Origin of the sequence: Candidatus Brocadia sp. (assembly GCA_021646415.1) — a bacterium.
Classification (GTDB): domain Bacteria; phylum Planctomycetota; class Brocadiia; order Brocadiales; family Brocadiaceae; genus Brocadia.
Genome location: SOEU01000037.1, coordinates 1 through 21,782, shown reverse-complemented (window position 1 = coordinate 21,782; position 21,782 = coordinate 1). Strand labels below are relative to the sequence as shown.

The 21,782-nt window shown below is 41.6% G+C and carries 15 protein-coding genes and 1 other RNA gene; 10 read left to right on the top strand and 6 right to left on the bottom strand.

The window, feature by feature from the left end:
• Nucleotides 1–599 precede the first annotated feature (599 nt).
• Both E3K36_16990 and E3K36_16985 read right to left on the bottom strand, forming a co-directional pair.
• A complete protein-coding gene (locus E3K36_16990) occupies nucleotides 600–1,988 on the bottom strand; it encodes a sigma-54-dependent Fis family transcriptional regulator (protein MCF6156887.1) in 1,389 nt (462 codons plus the stop codon).
• A gap of 22 nt (nucleotides 1,989–2,010) precedes the next feature.
• On the bottom strand, nucleotides 2,011–4,332 hold the full coding sequence (locus E3K36_16985; protein MCF6156886.1) for a PAS domain S-box protein: 2,322 nt from the start codon (nucleotides 4,330–4,332) through the stop codon (nucleotides 2,011–2,013).
• 279 nt (nucleotides 4,333–4,611) lie between these two features.
• On the opposite strand from E3K36_16985, the gene E3K36_16980 reads away from it, so the two are divergent.
• A complete protein-coding gene (locus E3K36_16980) occupies nucleotides 4,612–5,781 on the top strand; it encodes a cell surface protein (GenBank protein ID MCF6156885.1) in 1,170 nt (389 codons plus the stop codon).
• A gap of 1,931 nt (nucleotides 5,782–7,712) precedes the next feature.
• Here the strand turns inward: E3K36_16980 and E3K36_16975 are convergent.
• The 4 genes from E3K36_16975 to E3K36_16960 all read right to left on the bottom strand — a co-directional run bounded on the left by E3K36_16975 (nucleotide 7,713) and on the right by E3K36_16960 (nucleotide 10,643).
• On the bottom strand, nucleotides 7,713–7,934 hold the full coding sequence (locus tag E3K36_16975) for a prevent-host-death protein (protein ID MCF6156884.1): 222 nt from the start codon (nucleotides 7,932–7,934) through the stop codon (nucleotides 7,713–7,715).
• On the bottom strand, nucleotides 7,934–8,323 hold the full coding sequence (locus tag E3K36_16970) for a PIN domain-containing protein (GenBank protein ID MCF6156883.1): 390 nt from the start codon (nucleotides 8,321–8,323) through the stop codon (nucleotides 7,934–7,936). The genes E3K36_16975 and E3K36_16970 overlap by 1 nt, the downstream gene beginning before the upstream one ends.
• Before the next feature lie 153 nt (nucleotides 8,324–8,476).
• Nucleotides 8,477–9,070, bottom strand: a complete 594-nt coding sequence (locus E3K36_16965; protein MCF6156882.1) for a uracil-DNA glycosylase — start codon at nucleotides 9,068–9,070, stop codon at nucleotides 8,477–8,479.
• Nucleotides 9,071–9,632: 562 nt separating this feature from the next.
• Nucleotides 9,633–10,643 carry a bifunctional oligoribonuclease/PAP phosphatase NrnA gene (locus tag E3K36_16960; GenBank protein MCF6156881.1) on the bottom strand — a complete coding sequence of 337 codons (1,011 nt, stop codon included), beginning with the start codon at nucleotides 10,641–10,643 and terminating at the stop codon, nucleotides 9,633–9,635.
• 300 nt (nucleotides 10,644–10,943) lie between these two features.
• On the opposite strand from E3K36_16960, the gene E3K36_16955 reads away from it, so the two are divergent.
• The 9 genes from E3K36_16955 to E3K36_16915 all read left to right on the top strand — a co-directional run bounded on the left by E3K36_16955 (nucleotide 10,944) and on the right by E3K36_16915 (nucleotide 21,631).
• Nucleotides 10,944–13,331, top strand: coding sequence for a bifunctional dihydroorotate dehydrogenase B NAD binding subunit/NADPH-dependent glutamate synthase (locus E3K36_16955; GenBank protein ID MCF6156880.1), 2,388 nt, complete (start codon nucleotides 10,944–10,946; stop codon nucleotides 13,329–13,331).
• Nucleotides 13,328–13,528, top strand: coding sequence for a sulfur carrier protein ThiS (gene thiS, locus E3K36_16950; protein ID MCF6156879.1), 201 nt, complete (start codon nucleotides 13,328–13,330; stop codon nucleotides 13,526–13,528). Before E3K36_16955 ends, thiS begins: the two co-directional genes overlap by 4 nt.
• 34 nt (nucleotides 13,529–13,562) lie before the next feature.
• Nucleotides 13,563–14,306 carry a thiazole synthase gene (locus E3K36_16945; GenBank protein MCF6156878.1) on the top strand — a complete coding sequence of 248 codons (744 nt, stop codon included), beginning with the start codon at nucleotides 13,563–13,565 and terminating at the stop codon, nucleotides 14,304–14,306.
• A 275-nt stretch (nucleotides 14,307–14,581) separates the two neighbouring features.
• Nucleotides 14,582–15,358, top strand: coding sequence for an imidazole glycerol phosphate synthase subunit HisF (gene hisF / locus E3K36_16940; GenBank protein MCF6156877.1), 777 nt, complete (start codon nucleotides 14,582–14,584; stop codon nucleotides 15,356–15,358).
• 143 nt (nucleotides 15,359–15,501) lie between these two features.
• On the top strand, nucleotides 15,502–17,301 hold the full coding sequence (locus tag E3K36_16935; protein MCF6156876.1) for a DNA primase: 1,800 nt from the start codon (nucleotides 15,502–15,504) through the stop codon (nucleotides 17,299–17,301).
• Nucleotides 17,302–17,410: 109 nt separating this feature from the next.
• Nucleotides 17,411–19,063 carry an RNA polymerase sigma factor RpoD gene (rpoD, locus tag E3K36_16930; protein MCF6156875.1) on the top strand — a complete coding sequence of 551 codons (1,653 nt, stop codon included), beginning with the start codon at nucleotides 17,411–17,413 and terminating at the stop codon, nucleotides 19,061–19,063.
• 55 nt (nucleotides 19,064–19,118) lie between these two features.
• Nucleotides 19,119–19,853, top strand: coding sequence for a hypothetical protein (locus E3K36_16925; GenBank protein ID MCF6156874.1), 735 nt, complete (start codon nucleotides 19,119–19,121; stop codon nucleotides 19,851–19,853).
• Nucleotides 19,847–20,257: RNase P RNA component class A (gene rnpB / locus E3K36_16920), an RNA gene on the top strand. Before E3K36_16925 ends, rnpB begins: the two co-directional genes overlap by 7 nt.
• 594 nt (nucleotides 20,258–20,851) lie before the next feature.
• Nucleotides 20,852–21,631, top strand: a complete 780-nt coding sequence (locus E3K36_16915; protein ID MCF6156873.1) for a hypothetical protein — start codon at nucleotides 20,852–20,854, stop codon at nucleotides 21,629–21,631.
• The last annotated feature ends 151 nt before the right edge of the window (nucleotides 21,632–21,782 follow it).

Here is a 21,782-nt window from a genome sequence, read left to right as displayed (position 1 = left end):
TATCCGTCTTCACATGCGTTCCCTGGATAAACCCAGCGCTCGCTACTCCTCCTCCTGCCATCACCGCCCCCAACACCATCGCTCCTATCCATCCTCTTCCTTTCATCGCTCTTCCTTCCCTCCTAAATCTTCTACTTACCTTAGGAATTATAGACATGAAACACTTTTACAATACCACTTTATACCAATTCAACTCCCTGCCTTACAGCTCAACGTATCCGCCAGAACCACCTCCTTTCATGAATTACAATATAACACCAGCGCTCTATCCGCATCACTGCATTTCTCTGTTTGAACCATCCGATGCTGTATGCAGTGGCCATCTCATTTTTTGCTGACCATAAATATCTTAAAAGATATGCTAGTGAGGAATTAGCAATAGGTATGCCACTTTGCCAAGACAAAAAATATATAATGCAACCCTTGGCAAAAACAGGCATTACGTAAATTGTTTACGGCAAATTCATTTTGGAGTAAAAGACTACAAATGGTCACAAAAAGCGGATTTTATGAGGAGTGATAGCTCTATCTTCTTACCAGAAAAGGCTATAAAAACATGACTATTTATGGTCACAAAGTGTTATATCATTGTCACACTGTTATGACAATGATTTGTCAAATAATTGCAATTTAACCAGTCTATTGCGAAGTGTTGTTCTGGGTATGCCTAACATTTCTGCCATTTTGACCTGATTTCCATTCGTTTTTTGATGTGCCCATTGAATAAGTTTTTTTTCAACCTCCGTAAGTGCATCTTGCAAGCTTATTGCGTGTTTATTATACAAATCCATTGACAATAAATCTTTGTGTATATCAACCTTTCTCAGGTACTCCGGAAGCGTTTCTAGTGAAATTCCTTTTGATTTAGAAAACGCAACGGCGTGTTCTACAACATTTTCAAGCTCCCTGACATTTCCAGGCCAATCATAAGCCAGCAACGCATTGAATACCTCTTGCGAAACATCGGGTAAAGCGTCCTCATATTGGGATACAAACTTCTTCAGAAAATAATTGATTAAGAGGGGGATATCTTCTTTTCGTTCCCGTAATGGCGGAATACTAATTGGTACCACATTTAACCGATAAAACAGGTCTTCTCTAAACCCCCCCTCTTTTACCCGTTCCAAAAGGTCTTTTTTTGTTGCGCAGATAATTCTCACATCAACACTAAGGGTTTCTTCTCCTCCGACTCTTTCAAATGTCCTTTCTTGAAGTACACGCAAGAGTTTGACTTGCATATCCAGTGGTATGTCGTCTACATCATCCAAAAAAATCGAACCCCCGTTTGCCAGCTCAAATCTTCCGCGCCTGGTCTTAATCGCACCTGTAAATGCCCCCTTCTCGTGGCCAAAGAGTTCACTTTCCAGTATTTCTCTGTTTAATGCTGCACAACTCACTCTAATAAACGGACCTGTTTTTCTACAACTGTGGTAATGAATGGCGCCTGCTATTTTTTCCTTCCCGGTCCCACTTTCTCCTCGTATAAGAATAGTCGCCTCCCTCTCTGAAACGTTCATAACAGTCTCAAGTACCTTTTTCATTGCTTCGCTATTTCCGACAATATTGCAAAACTCAAACTCAGCCTGTATCTCGCCTCTCAGGCGATTTACTTCGGCAGCCGTATTTTTGAAATGCAACGCCCTTTGCAATTTAATAATCAATTCATCGGTAGAAAACGGCTTTGCGATGTAATCATACGCCCCCTCTTTGATTGCCAACACAGCACTTTCAAGGGTCCCGTAAGCCGTCATGATGACGACAATTATTTCTTGATTATATTTTTTTATCTCTTTCAGAAAATCCATTCCGCTCATACCCGACAATCTCAGGTCCGTTACCACCACATCATATTCTTCAGATTTAACCCTCTTTAAACCATCGAGAGCATTATCCACCGATTTCACATGATAACCTTCCTTCTTCAACTGGCTTTCCAAAGATATTCTCATAAGTTTTTCGTCATCCACTATTAGCACCTTACCGCTCATATATCACTCCTAATATTTTCTATCATGTCAATACCGTTACTTTTCTCACCGGCAAGCAAACGTAAAATGTTGTCCCTTCGCCCAGCTTGCTCTTAACTACTATGTTTCCATTATGATCGTCTACGATTCTCTTGCTGATTGCAAGTCCCAATCCGCTTCCCATTTCCTTTGTTGTAAAAAACGGATTAAATATCTTATTGAGAATTTCTTCCGGAATCCCCGACCCAGTGTCAGAAATAGCGACCTGTATACTGGATGGCTGAAAGTCACAATAACCGGTCTTAATTATCAGGCCGCCGCCGTTCTGCATGCTATCCAAAGCATTTACGATAATATTAATAATAACCTGTGAGATATTGTCCTGATCTCCATAGATTTCAGGTAAATCAGGAGACAAAATTTTCTCCAAACGTATACCAATCTCCTTGATTCTATGATCCACAAACCGTAAGGAATTTTCGACGATCTCATTTAAACTATGGCTAGACATGTGCGTAGAATACGGTCTGGAAAATGCCATCAACTGTTTTACAATAACCTCGATCCGTTTTAGCCCTTCTGACATCAGATCAAGAAACTCCAGATTTTGTGATATATTCCTGGGCTCTTTCTTCATCATTTTTACGAAATTCTGCAACCCTCCTAACGGGTTGTTCACCTCATGGGCAACACCCGCAGCCAATTCTCCCACAGCAGCCAAGCGTTCTGTCTGAATCAACTGCAACTCCATTTTTTTTCTTTCTGTAATATCCCGACAAATCCACTGGATCGTTTTCCTTTTGCCATATTCAATCGCACTTCCACTGATACTGGTAGGCGTGAGTCGTCCATCTGCATGCTGATAGTCAACATTGTCCAGCATACCAGACCCTGCTTGATTTATTATCATCCACAACTGTCTTGTCTTTTCCCGATCATATTCAGGGACTATATCCCATATCTTTTTTTGGCGTAATTCATCTTTTAAATATCCCGATAGCTCCTCGGCCTTTTTATTTGAATCAACAATCTGCGCCGAGTCTGCATCAAGAGTAAAAATAGCATCGTTAGCGAGATTAATAGATTCTCTATATTTTCCCTCAGATTCCCTCAACTGGGCTGTCCGCTCACGAATCTTTTGCTCTAGTCCAGCGTAAGACTCCTCCAATTTCTCAGCCATCTTATTAAACTCTGATGCAAGTATACCTACTTCATCTTCTGAGTTAATTGGAATACGATGCCCGAGATTCCCCTTTCCAATCGCATTCGCCCCCTGAACCAACTGAAGAATGGGTTGTGTGATTCCGTGCGCCAGGATAAAAACGATAACAACAATAATGAATACACTTACAATCGCAAGGCTAATTACCTGATCTTTCAATTCCGCAATAGGTTGAAAGGCCTCAGATGTATCCTGCTTTACAATCAATCCCCATTTCAACTGAGGTATATAACGAAAAGACAAAAGGACTTCTAACCCCCGGTAATCCATAGCCTTTATAATTTCTTTTTCATCATCCAACATAAAAGACTCTGGCACAATTGTTTTCACAGGGATACTCATTTTTAATGCCGCGTCCGTGAGATGTCGCGTATTATTAAGGAATAGTAACCGATCCCCATCGCGTCGTACCAGTAGGGTCTCGCCCGTTTCTCCACTGCCAGGCCAGTCCTGCAGCAATGATCCTATAGCATCATTTGTATTCACACGGATAAGAACAACACCATTGATAAACTCTGTTTCCTCCATGGTAATTGGATCCGTTCTTTTCATGATGCCAAAGAGGGTCATTCCTATCCGCTTGGTATATCCAGAATAGTGGACATCTTTCAAAGGTATTCCATTATTTACCAACACATCAAGATAATACTTGTAATCCCCATCTTTTACCCCAATGTTTGATTCCGTAGTGGAAATTACGGTCTCACCGTTCTCTACATCGAGGATAGCTATTTCATCGCAATAGATCAACTTTTCCTTGAGTTTGCCTAGATATTCTGAAAGTCTTTTATAATAGACCTCGCCAATTTCCGATTCTTTCATCCTGTCAATAGTGTGAAATGCCTTTCTTAAATAAAGCAAGTTGGAAAACGATACCTCTAAAGACTTGTTTGTCGAAAGCACACCAATATCAACCATCCTTTCCTGTAACCAGTTACTGAGTTGTGCTTTTTTTAAATCCGCAATAGATGTCAGCTTTTCAACCACCTTCTCATTTAATGCCTTTTTCCCACGATTATACGCTGTACTGCTTACAATCAGGATAGGAAGTGTTGTCATAAGAATGAGATAGCAGATGAGTTTAACCTTGATACTCTTAAAAAACCCTACAAAACCTTTTGCCCACCCTCTATTTTCCATCATCTTTGTAATACAACTCCAAAATAAACCAATCTTTTATCCGGACCGTAAATAGATATAATACGTCACGCCGGGAAACGTTCTTTTGTTGACTTATTATAAAATTTATTTTACCATATTGCCTGGAACCTTAGAAACCTTCTTTTTTGTAAGTTTTTACCACGCCTTACAAATCTCCACTGGTATACTTTTTACCGGAAAAGATTGAAGGAGGTCGAAAATTGGTTTTTTCATGCAACGATACTGTGCTATAGCAATCGATAAAACTCCCGGAGAAAAACAATGCAAAGAAAAACTATCACTTATCTAACTACGTTCGCTTTTATTATAATTTCAGTTCTTACTCAATTCAAATCTCTACAGGCTCAAGAAGCTTTAAAAATCCCCTGGCATATGTTTAGAGGCAACCTCCAGCATACAGGCCAGAGCGCTTATAAAGGGGCGGAAACTAATACCTTAAAATGGTCCTTTAAAATAGACACCCGCATTACATCCTCTCCGTCCATCGCGTCCGATGGCACTATCTATTTTGGTTCCATTGACGGCAGACTCTATGCCGTTAACCCGGATGGCACTTCAAAGTGGATATTCCAGGTTGGTAATGAAATAACAGCCTCGCCCGCAATTGGAAAGGACGGAACAATTTATATTGGCGCCCGGGATAAAAAGATGTATGCGATTACCCCCGAAGGCAAACTCAAATGGACATATCAAGTAGGTGGCATCATCCTCTCCTCTGCGGCTGTTACCGATAACAGTCTTTATTTTGGTTCAGACGATAATACCCTCTATGCCATCACAACCGATGGTAAGCTGAAATGGAAATATACTGCTAACAGCAATATAACAGCCTCACCTGCACTCGGAATGGATGGCACCGTCTATCTCTTCGAGGTAAGTGGCGCGCTTCATGCATTATCTCCTGATGGAACCGAAAAATGGGTAAAACGCGTTGGAACTGGCGTATACGATTCCTATTCTTCTCCGTCGATAGGTTCAGATGGAACTGTGTATGTGGGTACGGACAGCGGTAGGTTAGTCGCCGTTAAACCCGACGGCAATATAAAATGGTATGTCAATACAGGAAAGGCCGTCCATTGCACCCCCGCTATTGCAAAGGATGGGACAATTGTCTTTGGCTCATATAATAGCTTTGTGTACGCCGTCCTTCCGGAATGTAAACTCAAATGGAGTTTTAAGACCAATAACTGGGTGGAATCTTCTCCTGCCATCGATGTAGAGGGAACCGTTTATATAGGTTCAAGTGACGGGAAGCTTTACGCCATCAATGCTGATGGAACCCTCAAATGGTCATTTCAAACGAAAGGCGCTATTGAATCCTCTCCGGCCATAGGACCCGATGGTACCATTTACATCGGATCAAACGACTGTCACCTGTACGCCATAGATGGTACCACACAGACGGGGTCTGTGCCTATGTTTGAAAAATAATTTTCAGCACATTTACCAGTTAAACACTTATAACCTAAATCCTGCAATCCAGGCGTTGAAAAATCCGTTGGGTTTCATTTCATTTCATTCATTCCGCATCTGCACAAATTACCCGCATAAATTCGTAATAATTCGTAATGAGTATGTAGGGCAGGGCATCGCCTGCCAAATCAAACCCAACACGGTGATGCAATGCGAGTATGATCCAATTGCCATAATCCCAGAAATGCCAGAATCATTCCCAACCATTTCATTCATTCCACATTCGCGCAAAATTCTACGCATGCATTCGAAATACGTGGTAGGCGATGCCTACCCTACACGATTGCGTGACCTATATCGTTGACAAATAAAAATACGTGAACAAGGAAATTCTTCATCATGGAAAGCGGGGACGCTTGTCCTACCAAATAATCACAAACCAAACGTGACACCAAATACTCGAGACCCGTAACAGAGGAACACCTTACAAGTTCCCCTTAACAAAGGGGACAGAGGGGGTTGTCCGTCTTCACCCTGAATTTGTTGGGTTTCGTGCCTCAACCCAACCTACTCGGCTTCTGTTCTCGTGCTATAATGCTTTACCCTTATTGCATCACGCACCTGATCCAATAATTTAGGTTTGGGCAGAATAGTTCCTTTTCGCTTTGAAAAATAAAATATATTGCAATATTTTGGTAATTTAAGATATATAATAGGTAAAATACTCGTAAACATTATAGCCTGCAGCCATCAACCCTGATCTTAGGCAAACACTCAAAAGATGATAAGGCGAAACAGATGTCCCGCTGGGAATGGTGAGGACTCTGATGTATCTCTTATTGGCATGGCCAAGGAATTAGAGATACCTGCAAAGACGTGGTAGTAATCAATTAGCCCTTGAACGGAGGTAGATTTTTATGCCAGCACAAGGTGGGTGGTTTACATGTCGCGTCGAGAGAACGGGTCCAGCGGACGACGGTAAAATCTACGTTTGGTTCGCTGATTAGGGCGGTAAGTTCAGCCACTGGTTCTTCGCGATGCCTGCAATACAACGGGAAATTCTCTCGACTGCTCTTACCGCTGTTTCGACGGGACTTCTGGTTGACGTTGCTTTGAGTTCTACAGACCGGTACAGCCAAATAGATCGAATTTATGTAAGGCGCTGACCACGAAAAGCCCGTGGAGGTGAGGGGAATGAACGAGAGTGGGATCGCGTCCACGAACTTTGGGCTCGCCAGCAACGCGGTGAACCTCCAAGCGAAGACGCTACACGCAGAGAGCAGCACTATTATCACTTGATTGAGCAGATTGAGGCAGCAGACCGCGAATTAGTGCAGGTTGCGTCGGTCCAACCCACTGGTCGCTATCGCTTTCGTCTCGAGACGAGAAAACGGTTTTTGGCCATATAGAGAAGTCCGGAGGAAGGTAAAAAAAGGCTCTGTGGATCCTTCAAAACCAGTATGCCGCTAAAGTGCTGGCTGATCTGAGGGCTATCTGCCCCGATCCCGGCCTCGTAATTGATCCCGCCGGAAAGGCCTCATACAACCAGACAACGAGCGGTGTTGGTGCGATACGTTTGCGCTGCTGCAACAACTAGGGACAGTCACGATCAGAGGAGAGAGTTCAAACTGGTCAGTACGACCAGAACCAGGAAGGACACTGGCTGACATCGGTGGCGTAGCGGTGTACGACACCTACCCTGGTACTCAACTCATCGACATCGTTTATGACGCTAGTGAGTGCAACGGACGCGGATTCGTTACTGTTGGTCCGCAAGGTGTCCAGATTACTCTAACCTCCGACACGCTCCTCTTTCACGAACTCGCTCACGCAACCCAATTTTAAGCTTACTAAAATCCAATCTTCGAGTGTTGAACGAGCTCGTTTTCACACTCTCGTAAAGTATTGCCAAATTCTTGTCGGCCGATTGCTTAATATATTTTTAATCGTTATGCTCTCTCTCTGGATTCACGAATTGCTTCTAGGATTTCCTTTCGGGAGATGTTTTTATGCAGACCTGGTACATCAAACGGAGAGCGGCGGACAGGAGATTTCGGCACAATAGAGAATAAATCGCCCTTTCGGCGACGAATAACAACCTCTTCCTTCTTGGACTCTTCGAGAATGTCGGCCAACTTTTCCCGTGCCTGAGAGTAAGTATATATTTTCATTATTCCACTACCTTTAATCCAAGGTTTCTTGCGATATCACACATCCGGTCATCAAGACTAATAAGCGCTAAGCTATTTTCAATACAGCATTGCAGATAATAGGCATCATAGGCGTAGATGCTATACCGAAAGGCGATTTTCATCGCATTATGTATCTTTACTGGAATCAACTTGACAGCTATTCTCTGTGAAATGTCGTAAGCTCGAAAAATTTCACGGTCAGTGAGACGCCCCTTTTTTCTGACTGCAATCAATGCATTTCCAATTTCGTAAGGCAAAATTTCCGGTGAAACTATTTTACATCCGAGGGTTTTATTAATAATCCAATCCCGCTCAGATTCATTGAGAACAACAGCAAGAAAGGCGCTCGCATCTGCCACTATTTCCATGATAGAATTGTACAACTCCAGTCAGAAGTTGTCAATTACTATCTGCCTCGTCTATTGATGGGATTGAGTCAAGCGCATGGGGTCAACCCTTTCAGGCTACCTGTGAATTCGGAGATCTGTTTTATCATGATAAATTGACTCCTTGGCTTGGACCTAAATTTTCGAATCTTTTCCGGATAATTCCCCCAAAAGATCCCGCACCCTCTTCATATCCTCCCAGACCTTCACCTTGTCATTGGGGTTTCTTAAAAGATAGGCCGGGTGGAAGGTAACCATCATGGGGATACCCTTGTAGTCGTGGAATTTACCCCTTAACGTACCAACCGGGGCCTTCGTGTTGAGCAGTGTCTGGGCAGCAAAGGTACCCAGGGCACACAAGACCTTGGGTTGAATAATCCCGATCTGTTCAATAAGATATGGCATGCACAGAACAATTTCTTCGGGCAGGGGATTGCGGTTTCCCGGAGGGCGACACTTCAGGACATTGGCAATATACACATCACTGCGCTTCAGACCAATCGCCTCAATAATTTTTGTGAGCAATTGGCCAGCACGACCAACGAAGGGTTCACCCTGAAGGTCTTCGTCACGACCTGGCGCCTCACCCACAAACATAAGGTTTGCCATGGGATTACCCACACCAAAGACAAGATTAGTACGTGTTTTGCTCAATGGACATTTATGGCATACCAACATCTCGCGTTTTAGTTTTTCCAAAAGCTGATTCCTTTTTTCTTTCTCACTCATGAAGGTTTGATCACCTAATGGCTTTACTGTAACATTAACATTGGGCGAACAGGCATCCGCCCCTACCTTTACCATCTGAATTTGTTCGCCGACAGTAAGGGTTTTCATGGGCTGCATTTCAGTGGGAGGATCGGGTAAATGCGGGTCACTCATCATGTTTGGCCTGGAAAATGTAATGGTATCTATTCCAAACCCCTTCTCAATCTCAATCCTGGTCATAACAGCATGAATTATGGATGCCAATTCTTTTTTTATTTCATCTGTGTACATGGTAATGGTTCATCACGGATTTTCACGGAATTTGCTGAATTTATTAAAAAATACGTAACACTTTATTTTTTGAAAAATATAGTCCGTTCCCCTGATCCATTCTACAACCTCTGGACATAACCTTCGACTTATTCAGGACATGCCTGTCAAAGTCCGTTCATCCTGAGCCTGTCGAAAGGATTATTCTTGCATTTTGCCAGGCGCGATATTTCAGCCCAATTTCCACGGGTCAATGCCTCCTTTTTCTTACGACTCCACCCTTTTATTTGCTGCGGTTAAAATCCTTTTTTCATCAATCTGAAGCAATACTGCTTTTTTGCAACAATGCCTTCTCTAGTTCTTCAAGAATAAGCTGCTGAACCTCAGCAATGCTGCCTTGTATCTCACAACCGGCAGCATATTTATGACCACCACCTCCAAATTTTTTAGCAATGTCATTTACATTAAACCCATCTCTACTCCTGAGACTTACTTTCACCCAGTTGGGTTTTGTCATCTCACGGAGCAACACACCAACAATCACCCCATCAATTGACACGGGGATGTCCGCAAATTCCTGCGTATCGATAGCACTAATATTCGCCTTTTCTAACATTTCTTTGGTCAGCCAGATTGTGGCAATTCGATTTTCGGTATGGAGGCTGACCGTGTTAAGCACCTGGGCATGTAGCTGGACAGAATTAAATGGGTTTGCATTGTAAACGTTTTTTGAAATCTCTGTATGCCTTGCCCCACGTTCGATGAGAAATGCGGCTGCTCTAAGTGCCTCAGGTGTGGTATTATTATGGGTAAACCGCCCTGTATCCGTTACAATCGACACATATAAAGCGGTAGCAATACCCGGGGTAATATCAATATTCATTTCTTTAAGGAGGGTCAGGATAATCTCACCAGTAGCGCACATATTCTCTGTCACCCAATTGATAGTACCAAAATACTCGTTCGAAATATGGTGGTCAATGTTTATAATTACCGCATTTTTCGGAATGATTTCTTGTATTTTACCAAGGCGTTCTAAGGTGGGACTATCAAGGGCAAAAACAACCTCAACCGAATCTTTCGGGAGTTCAGGGTAGATATACATCCCTGTCCGGGGAATAATGAACTTATAAATCTGAGGAACTGGGGAGTCGTTGACAATAAAGACCGATTTTCCCATACCCGCAAGTGCATAGAAGAGGGCTACTTCAGACCCAATACCATCCCCGTCTGACCGGACATGGGTGGTAATGAGAAAATGTTGATGTTGTTTTACCATGCTATAAACCTCATCCACACACTTCTTTATGGCAGTATCTTTCACACAAAACACTCCTAACTGATTATTTTCGTAAGGTATTATCTCTCATCAATCTTTGTGAAACAGGAAAGGGTTGGTAAATTAGTTGGAGCTTGTTGTGAAATGTTTTTTGGAAATGGCAATCACATGCCAGGTTTCAGCCCCCAAAGAAAAAAGATTATATGCAGAACATGCCCCTTTGTCAAACCTTCTTTTCCCTTGCAATTTATCTATAGATACGTTAACATGAAATTTTAATATATTTTTCCTGAATTTTATTATACAGATTCTCATTTTATTTCATACATAAATAGGTGGGTGGATATGTTTAAGATTATTGAAAAGACAAAGATTGCAGAATCTACTTTTTTAATGAAGATAGACGCTCCCAAGATTGCCAGTAAAAGGAAACCCGGCCAATTCGTTATGCTTCGTATCGACGAACCCGGTGAAAGAATACCCTTAACTATCGCTGGCTCTGACCCGGTACGCGGAACGATTACCATTATATTCCAGGTCGTAGGAGATACAACACGACAGTTATCCGGTTTAAATGTTGGTGATTATATTTTAGACGTTGTAGGACCATTAGGACATCCTACTCACATTGAAAATTATGGGACGGCCGTTTGTATCGGTGGCGGTCTGGGCATTGCTCTGGTAATGCCGATTGCCCAGGCACTTCATTCAGCCGGTAACAATGTAATATCGATCATTAGTGCAAGGAATAAGGACCTGTTGATTTGTGAAAAAGAGATGCAAGCATGCAGCAACGAGTTTATGATTGCCACTGACGATGGCTCCAAAGGTACAAAGGGATTTCCCACTCAGGTACTTCAGGAATTGATTAACAAAGAAAAGAAAATCGATATCGTGTTTGCAGTAGGCCCGGTACCACTGATGGCTGCCGTCAGCAAACTTACCAAACCTTATAATATCAAAACGATCGTAAGCCTCAATCCAATCATGGTTGATGGAACAGGGATGTGCGGTGGTTGCAGGGTTTCGATAGACAACAAACCCAAGTTTGTTTGCGTGGACGGCCCCGAGTTTGATGGGCACCTGGTAGATTACGAAAACTTAATGCAGCGTTTGAAAACGTATAATAATAAAGAACCACAAATACCAAGTGTAAGTCGAGATAGTTCTTGTTGGAAACCGGCAGAAGACCGTATGGGTACGGCGCATAAACCCTCAGTCTCCATGCATGCCGCTGAAGGTCATGCTGTTATTGATCAGTTAGCCGAGGGGCTTTCAGGTGTGGAAGCAGGCGGTGGAAAGTCTGGTGCAAAAAAAATGGGCGCTATCCCACGGCAAAATATGCCGGAACAAGATCCCAAAAACAGGATAAAGAATTTTGATGAGGTGCCGTATGGATATACACCGGAAATGGCCCGTCAGGAGGCGTTACGATGTTTGCAATGCAAAAAGCCTCTCTGTTGTGAGGGATGCCCTGTTAGTATTGACATTCCGGGGTTCATCAAATTAATTGCAGAAGGTGATTTCCTTGCAGCGGCACGCAAGATTAAGGAAACGAATGCCCTGCCGGCTGTTTGCGGACGGGTGTGTCCACAAGAAGATCAATGTGAGAGGGTCTGTATTGTGGGTAAAAAGTTTAAACCCGTGGCGATTGGAAACCTGGAACGTTTTGTTGCTGATTACGAACGAAATCACGGTGCAGCGGAAATACCCGCGATACCTGAAAAGACAGGTTATAAGGTGGCAATTGTTGGTGCTGGCCCAGCCGGACTTGCCTGTGCGGGTGAGTTGATCAAGATGGGACACGGTGTGACAATATTTGAGGCATTGCACAAAGCTGGAGGTGTATTGGTTTACGGGATTCCTGAATTCAGGCTTCCTAAGACCATTGTAGAATCAGAAGTTGAGTATCTTCGGAAATTAGGTGTCAAGATTGAGCTTAATGCCGTTATTGGAAAAGCACAAACGGTTGACGAATTATTACAAAACGGTTTTGATGCTATTTTTGTTGGTACTGGTGCTGGATTACCCATGTTCATGGGAATTCCGGGAGAAAACCTGAACGGGGTATATTCTGCCAATGAATACCTCACCAGGGTCAATTTAATGAAGGCCTATAATCCAAAATACGCAACCCCAATTGCAATGAGGAAGAATGTCGCTGTGATTGGGGCTGGAAACGTAGCCATGGATGCGGCCAGGACGGCTTTGCGTCTGGGTGCTGAAAATGTGTACGTCGTCTACAGACGTTCCAGAGATGAAATGCCCGCAAGGATTGATGAAATCCATCACGGCGAGGAGGAAGGATTACAGTTCAGGTTCCTGACGAATCCTATAAAAATTTTAGGCGATGAAAAAGGTTGGGTCAGCGGGCTGGAGTGTGTGAGGATGGAGTTAGGTGAACCTGACGAATCGGGCAGAAGAAGACCCATCCCAGTAAAAGGGTCGGAGTTTGTATTGAATGTCGAGTGTGTGATCATGTCCATCGGTAATGGTCCAAACCCATTAATTCCATCTACGACACCTGATTTACAGGTGAATAAGTGGGGTAACATTGTAGCAGATTTAGAGACGTGTACGACAAACAAGGAAGGGGTTTTTGCAGGAGGGGATATTGTGACGGGTGCTGCAACCGTTATTCTGGCTATGGGAGCCGGGAAAAAGGCTGCAAAGGCAATTGACGCATATGTAAAGTCAAAAAAACCCGATCCAATGATGAGCTGCAGCAAATGAAAGTTACTTTAAATGGCGAATTGAAGGAATGTCCGGAAGGAACGACCATAGAAAAATTACTTGATTTGTGCAAGATCGATAAAAATCGTATTGCGGTTGAATTGAACCTAGCGATTGTTCCCAAAAAGGAACTATCTGATCGGGTACTCAGGGATGCGGACGTTTTGGAGGTTGTAACATTTGTTGGTGGCGGATAAGATTGAGAAAAAAACAGCGGAGACAAAACTAAAGATCGGGCGGCATGAATTTACTTCCAGACTTTTTGTTGGTACCGGCAAATACCCTTCGATGGAAATAATGGAAGAGGCCTTAGAAGCCAGCGGTGCCGAAGTTGTTACCGTTGCCGTTCGAAGAGTAAAGATCAATGAAACAACGTCTTTGTTAGATTACATCGACACAAAGAGATACAAGATTTTACCAAATACAGCTGGTTGTTATTCTGCCGATGAAGCTATCAGGGTAGCCCATCTTGCACGGGAAGCGGGTATGTCCGATATGATCAAGCTAGAAGTGCTGGCTGACGAAAAGACACTCTTACCCGATCCAATAGAAACGCTGAAAGCAACACAGGTTTTGGTAAAAGAGGGTTTTACTGTGCTTGTTTATACCTCTGATGATCCTATTATTACAAAAAAATTAGAAGACGCTGGCGCTGCCAGCGTCATGCCGGCAGGAGCGCCAATAGGATCCGGCCAGGGCATCTTAAACAAAAACAACATAAGGATCATCCTCGAATCAGCAAGGGTTCCCATTATTGTAGACGCAGGTGTCGGTACAGCATCCGACGTTACCATAGCTATGGAACTCGGTTGTGAAGGCGTATTGCTGAACACAGGGATTGCCCTTGCAAAAGACCCCGTACGAATGGCAAAGGCAATGAAACTGGCATGTGAATCAGGACGGCTTGCATTCCTTTCCGGGCGCATACCGAAAAGACTTTACGCAAAGGCCAGCAGTCCGGAAAAGGACTTTTAAACTTCGTTTTTCTCCTTCCCTACGCAAAGTCTTTGCCATAAATATATTCGAAAAAAAAATTCTTTCTTTTTAAATTAGGCCTTCGGCACCTTCTATAACAGTAATGATAAGGCGCGCCTTGTCATTACATAGTGATTTGAAATTCCTTAACATTAAATCAGATGCTTCGACTCTGCTCGGAATGACATCACACAAAGCAAAGTCGATGATGAGTAAACGCCTCAACAGGAGGGAATTCCTTGCACCAAATAAAAGCAAGGACTTTTGATTTTATTATGCTTGCCAAAAGAATTATACCCTGTCTCGATGTTAAGAGTGGACGCGTCGTCAAAGGAACAAATTTTTTGAATTTGAAAGATGCGGGGGATCCGGTGGAAATCGCGGCTGTATACGACAGGGAGGGTGCCGACGAGTTAACCTTTCTGGACATCACTGCCTCCCATGAAAACAGAAACATCATTCTCGATGTCGTACAAAAAACGGCAGAACAAGTATTTATGCCCTTAACTGTTGGTGGTGGTATCCGCAACATTGATGACATTCGCCGATTGCTCAACGCAGGGGCCGATAAAGTTTCAATCAACACAGCAGCAGTTAAAGATCCAGAGTTTGTTACAAAGGCATCCAAGCGATTTGGGAGTCAATGCATTGTGGTCGCGATTGACGCCAAAAAAGTAAATGACGCTTTGAACACCACGAAATGGGAAGTTTACATAAACGGTGGCAGGACACCTACCGGGCTAGATGCCGTTGCATGGGCAAAAACAGTCGAGGAAAAGGGCGCCGGAGAAATACTACTAACCAGCATGGATTGCGATGGCACAAAGGATGGATTTGATATCGAATTGAACAAAACCATATCAAAAGCCGTGAATATTCCAATTATTGCATCCGGCGGGGCAGGCAAATTAGAACACTTCTACGATGTTTTTACAAAAGGAAAGGTAGACGCTGCCCTGGCTGCTTCTATTTTTCATTATAAAACAATCTCCATAAAAGAAGTAAAGGAGTATTTGACAAAAAAAGGCATTAACGTTAGAATTTTAGAATAGTTACGTATTTTTATATCACAAAACATTTCAATCTTTAGCATCACAGAATGAAGAATTATTTTCAGGTTTATTGACATTAGCCAATTTAATGGTATAATTTTAGGGTTTGTATTTTATTCCAAACAATTCATCCCTTCCAATTAATGGTAAATTTTATCCCACAAGAAAAGATCACAGAAATACAGCATGCCACAGATATTATTCAAATCATATCCGAGTATGTTCACCTAAAACAAAGTGGTAGAAATTTTATTGGTTTATGTCCCTTTCATTCAGAGAAAACACCTTCCTTTACGGTAAATCCGGAAAAAAAACTTTTTAAATGCTTTGGGTGCGGTGAGGGTGGAACCGTATTTCATTTTATCATGAAACAAGAAGCGGTGAATTTTATAGAGGCAGTTAAGCTGGTCGCTTCCAAGTCACATATTGATCTTTCTCATTTAAACACGCAAAGGGCGTCCCTTTCTATTGCAGAAAAGACTCGTTTGATAACTATAAACGATTTTGCTGCAAAATTTTATCATAAAATTTTACTCAACAGCGAACAAGGAAGGTTTGCAAGAGGTTATTTGCAGAAAAGACAGATAAATGATCAATCCATTAAAAACTTCTGTCTTGGATACGCCCCTAACAGTGGGAATACTTTGATACGAGTGTGTAAAGAACGAAATATTCCGGAAAATCTATTAGAAAAGGCTGGTTTGGCTATACCTAAAAAAGAGGGTAACGGCTATTATGATCGCTTTCGTAACCGGTTAATGTTTCCAATATTTGACGCGAGAAAACAGGTCATCGGTTTTGGAGGGAGGGCATTAGATGATTCGCTCCCAAAATATCTCAACTCACCCGAAACTGTTCTTTTCAATAAAAGCAACGTCCTTTACGGCATCGATCGGGCAAAAAATTCAATCCTGAAACAGCGTAAAGTTATACTCATGGAAGGCTACACAGATGTAATCATGGCACACCAGCACGGAATAGAGTGGGCTGTTGCTGTATTAGGAACTGCTGTGTCAAAACAAGACCGATTCTTGCAACATTTAAGGCAATACTGTAATCAGGTAATACTCTTTTTTGACTCTGATGTTGCTGGTTTGAAATCTTCCGATAGGAATCTGGATATTTTTATCGAAAAAGAATTTGATCTAAAAATTGCTCAATTACCTAAGGATTACGACCCGTGTGATTTTCTCGTAGAGGAGGGCGCAGAGAAATTTTTGATTTATGTTAATAATGCCAAGGATTTCTTTAGCTTCAAGGTCGAAATGGCTGCGTCCAAATGGGACATGTCCACTATTAACGGAAAGGCCAATGCAATTGACGATGTCCTTTCAACAGCAATGAAAATACCGGATGTTATTAAACGTAATTTACAAATCAAAAGGGTCTCCGAAGAACTGTCTGTTGATGAGACTGCATTGCGGACCCATCTGAAAAAATTCAATAAACAATTACCTCTTGTACAAAAGAAACAAGACGGCAAACACCGATTAGATGCCTCTTTCATGGCTGAGCGAGAACTTTTGTATTTGATGCTATCTTGCAATGATCTTATACCGAAAATCATAGAAGAAATAGGCCTGGAAGAATTCTGCAATACTGATCTTTTAAAGATCGCCGAAAAAGTGATTGAATTATATCGTAAAAATAATACGGTAAAAGAAGAAGACGTGTTACACATATTGGATGACATACAACTCAATAAAATACTTATGGATATTATTACAACTAAAGAGTTTCAAAATATTACAAATCAGGACGAGAGGTTGGCGGCATGTATCCATTTTTTTAAAAGGCGAAATAGCAAGAGAGAAAGGCATCAGGCAAAGGAGAAAACGTTAAAGACCATTAAGGTTGGCAGCAATGAGGAAGATATCATCGTATTGTTGAATGAATTTCACAAGAAAAGCAAAAACATCCATATCTTGAAAAATAAAGCCTAACGTCTTGAGTTGTTTTTGGTCGCCAGGCGTAATACAGGTTTAGAAAAAGGCAAATATTGAGTATCTCCATATTTCTATACATGGCATTGTTGAGGAGGTCTATCTTTAGATGGAAAGTTTAAACCAAAAAATTAAGCAGCTTGTACAAAAAGGCAAAGAGAAGGGCTATTTAACTTATGAAGAACTGAACGATATGTTGCCCGACGATGCGGATATTTCTCCCGAAAAGATTGATGATATTTTAATGATGCTGGATGAGTTGGGAATCGATTTGATTGATGAAACAGAGATTGAGAGTCGTGATATTGTTGAAGCAGAAGAGGCAGAGACCTTTACAGAAGTCGATTTAGAGTTTGGTGAAGTTCCAACAATTACAGAAAAGATAGATGACCCTGTTCGTATGTATCTCACTCAGATGGGAGAAATTCCTCTGCTCACACGAGACGAGGAGATCATGCTGGCTAAAAAAATAGAAATTACAAGAAAGAGATTTTTAAAGAAAGTATTACATTCAGATCTTTCGTTAGCAACCTGTTTGAGGATATTGGAGGATGTGAATAATGGAGAACTCTCATTTGATCGTACCCTGAAGGTAAATGCGATGGTCGACAATTGCAAGGATGAGATTCTGGAACAATTTCCCAGGAGTGCCAAAATCCTCAAGTCATTACTACAAAAAAACAAGGAAGATTACCTGCGCGCCAAACGGAAACAGATCTCTGAGAAAGAAAGAATAAAACTACTTCGGGCAATTAGGAATAGAAGACGAAAAGGCATAAACCTGCTCGAAGAAATTAATATTCGCACGAAACGGATACAGCCCATGATGAAAAAACTTCAAGAGATCGCTCTTGAAATGGACACTTTAGAAAAACAAATGATAGAATGCAAACAGCGTTCTAAATCTAATGGTCATTATAAGGACCTGGAATCTCAATTTGCAAAGTTAGAAGAGTTAGTATTGGAATCTTCGAAGAGTTTAAAACAACGCGTAGAATCCGTCGAAAATATTTGTAAAGAGCACGAAGCCGCCAAGAGAAAACTTTCCGGGGCAAATTTGCGGTTGGTCGTTAGCATTGCAAAAAAGTACAGAAATCGCGGGTTAAGCTTTCTCGACTTAATTCAGGAAGGCAACACGGGTCTTATGCGGGCAGTAGACAAATACGAATATCGCCGTGGATATAAGTTCAGCACTTACGCTACATGGTGGATACGTCAGGCAATTACCCGTTCGATTGCCGATCAGGCAAGAACGATACGTATTCCTGTACACATGATCGAGACCATGAGTAAGATTAGGAATGTTTCGAAGAAACTTCTCCAGGAAAAGGGTCGTGAACCAACAATAGAAGAAATTGCCAGAGAAGTAAAAATCACCGTGTCGGAGGCACGGCGGGTACTCAAAATATCCCGGCATCAAATCTCACTGGATCGGCCAGTTGGCGAAAGCGAAGATAGTTCCTTTGGTGATTTTATTGAGGACGAAAAGGCAGAATCTCCTATATCTGCGGCAACCCAGGAGATGTTGAAAGATAAAATTGAGAGTGTATTGGAAACGTTAACGTATCGTGAGAGAGAAATTATTAAGCTTCGCTACGGTATCGGCGACGGTTACACCTACACACTCGAAGAGGTTGGTAAGATATTTAAAGTAACGAGGGAAAGGGTAAGGCAGATAGAGGCAAAGGCAGTGCGGAAATTGCAGCACCCGATCAGAAGCCGTAAACTGGAAGGATTCCTGGATGGAATCGGTACAGATTAATCGTTTGTTTCTTGCCTGGTTTGATGTAAAGCACATTACCTGTTAAGAGGAATCTATGAATGACCGGATAGAGGTACTACGGAGGTTGCAATCAATCGATACAAAGCTGAAAAGACTGGAAGGCAATAAGCTTTACAGAGGATACGATGTTCAAAAGAAATTGAACCAAATCCAACAAAAGAAGGTAGAATTGGCAAAATTTGGCGAAGAGATAAAGGCCATTCAGAAAAACGTCAGCAGTAAAGAACTTGATTTAAAAAGCATAGAGGCAGAGATTAATAAATTACGACTCCAGATGAATCAAGTCAAGACGAACAAAGAATACAGCGCAATAAAAACTGAAATCGGAGGAAAGGAAGCAGACAAGTCTGTCCTGGAAGATGAGATACTGGGCATGATGACAAAGTATGAAGAAATACAACAGAGATACAAATCGTTTGAAAAAGAAATTGAACATGAAGGGTCACAATTAAAGGAACTCCAGAAACATGTGGAAACAGACCTGAAGGCATTGGAAACAGAAATCAATGAACTAAAGAAAAAACGCGATAAATATGCATCCTTGCTGGACAACGATACCTTACAGCAGTATAATCGGTTAGTAAGCCACAAAGATGCGATAGCGGTAGTTAATGTTGTGAATCAGGTATGTCAGGGCTGTTTCATGTCCATAACAGCACAAACGCTTAACCAGCTTATGTCAGGCAAAGAACTTACCTTTTGCCACAGTTGCGGTCGGATTTTATATCTTGACAGTGGCAAAGAAGTGCTGGAAGAAGAGACAAAGTAGACAAGACGGTCGTCGGTTCCAAAGAATCTCAAATAGAGAAGGAACGGGAGGAAAGTCCGAGCTCCACAGGACACAGTGCTCCGTAACGCGGAGTCCCGGTGACGGGAAGGAAAGTGCAACAGAAAATATACCGTCCCGCCTTCTGGTGGGATAAGGGTGAAATGGCGGGGTCGTTTCCCTGTGCAAGACATGCAGGGACAAACATCGACTTAATGTAAGAGCCCACCGCTCCGGTGGTGACATCGGAGGCATGGCAAACCCCACTGGGAGAAAGGCTAAATAGGGAGGGATGAAGTGGTCCGCTTCGCGAGAACCTCTGGGTAAGCCGTTTGACATCGCTGGCAACAGCGAGGCTAGATAAATGACCGTCCACGACAGAACTCGGCTTATTGTCTACTTTAAACAAAAATCCCCTCCGATAAATCGTATGGTTATCGGAGGGGGTTTTTCATTTTCGAATTTTTATTTCTTTTTCCCCTTTTCCTCGCCCTTTTTCTTCTCAGATCCTTCCATCTTCTTTTTTCCGCCAGGGTTATGTTTCGCACATGTCGTACACATACAATACCTCCTCCTCTTCAAAAAAAGTGGTTATTGTTATAAAATACGATTTCATAAAATTATAATACATTATCTCTTTTTTGCAAAGATTTTTCATATGTTTTCATTTTCGTGCAAACCTTTAGATTGAACGCCTGATCAATGGCGTTGAGTTGCATAGGTTGGATGAAACAAAGCGCATCAAAAAAACCATTGTTCTGATGGGTTCTCTCCGTTTAACCCCATCCTACTCGACTTTTTTATATACTTCTAAAAGAACTACATATTTGACTAAATTATTTTAAAAACATATAATCCTTACTAACGCCTTCCATATAACCAATGTCCCTCTTTTTACTTGCTAGCTATTTTAAAGGAATTATATGACATTTCCTCATTCGTCAATTAGAAGATATTTTTCTGAAGATGTATTAGAAAGGATTAAATCGGACTTCAAATTTTTGATCGATAAGATTATCAAATCTGGTTTTGAATATGATTTACAAATAAGGAACAACCATTTCAATCTTTATTATAAAGGAAATAGCCTTGCTAAAGTAACTCCTAAAGTCAAAGAGATGTACGAAGTGAGAATAAATAAAAAGTTCTTTTTGGGAACCACTGCAGCAAAGGATCGACGATTTACTGAAAACCAATATAAACGGGGTGACTATATTTGTTTGAAAATTCCAAATAATCACCTACATCCATTATTTCAAAATAAATATCTTAAAGAATTTTGCTCATGCATAAAGAAAGTTGGTTTCCAGGAAGAAATCATTTTTGAACAAATAATAATGACCGATAACGCGAATAGATCAGATTTTGTTATTATCGATAGGCAAATTATTGACAAGACCGATAATACCAGATTGGATCTATTATCCCTTGTGCAAATAAATGGAAATGATTACCAATTTTATCCTATTGAGGTCAAGTTAGGCAACAATAATGATTTGAAGGAAGATGTTATTGAACAACTTCGAGGATATGTCAAAAGGATTAAGGATAACTTTGGGGATTACAAAACATGTTACGAACTTAATATTAAACAAAAGCAGGAACTTGGTCTTATGAACAACAGCTTAAAAATCAATATAGTCGATGGCGTTTTTGGATTAATCGTCGTTGGTGCTTATTCAAAAATAGCCGATAAACAAATAAAAGAGTTAAAACAAAAAGCACCTGAATTAAAAGTTATTCAATTGAACAATTCCGTAGATTTAAAAAAAGCGATTTAGCTTAGTTATGGGGAGTGAGGGTCGCCCATTAGAAGGCTTTTGTCAAGCGAAAAAAAATTCTCTCGAGCAAAAAATCGAAGATTTTTTGCCTTTATTATCACGAAAATGATATTGTCTCATAAGCATTCACCTCATTGACCGCACCCGTATT

Coding starts and splice junctions, on each gene's coding strand:
- E3K36_16955 (MCF6156880.1), top strand. CDS start 10,944: ATGTTTAAGATTATTGAAAAGACAAAGATTGCAGAATCTACTTTTTTA.
- rpoD (MCF6156875.1), top strand. CDS start 17,411: ATGGAAAGTTTAAACCAAAAAATTAAGCAGCTTGTACAAAAAGGCAAA.
- E3K36_16935 (MCF6156876.1), top strand. CDS start 15,502: ATGGTAAATTTTATCCCACAAGAAAAGATCACAGAAATACAGCATGCC.
- E3K36_16970 (MCF6156883.1), bottom strand. CDS start 8,323: ATGGAAATAGTGGCAGATGCGAGCGCCTTTCTTGCTGTTGTTCTCAAT.
- E3K36_16980 (MCF6156885.1), top strand. CDS start 4,612: ATGCAAAGAAAAACTATCACTTATCTAACTACGTTCGCTTTTATTATA.
- E3K36_16925 (MCF6156874.1), top strand. CDS start 19,119: ATGAATGACCGGATAGAGGTACTACGGAGGTTGCAATCAATCGATACA.
- E3K36_16990 (MCF6156887.1), bottom strand. CDS start 1,988: ATGAGCGGTAAGGTGCTAATAGTGGATGACGAAAAACTTATGAGAATA.
- E3K36_16985 (MCF6156886.1), bottom strand. CDS start 4,332: ATGATGGAAAATAGAGGGTGGGCAAAAGGTTTTGTAGGGTTTTTTAAG.
- E3K36_16965 (MCF6156882.1), bottom strand. CDS start 9,070: ATGAGTGAGAAAGAAAAAAGGAATCAGCTTTTGGAAAAACTAAAACGC.
- E3K36_16975 (MCF6156884.1), bottom strand. CDS start 7,934: ATGAAAATATATACTTACTCTCAGGCACGGGAAAAGTTGGCCGACATT.
- hisF (MCF6156877.1), top strand. CDS start 14,582: ATGCTTGCCAAAAGAATTATACCCTGTCTCGATGTTAAGAGTGGACGC.
- thiS (MCF6156879.1), top strand. CDS start 13,328: ATGAAAGTTACTTTAAATGGCGAATTGAAGGAATGTCCGGAAGGAACG.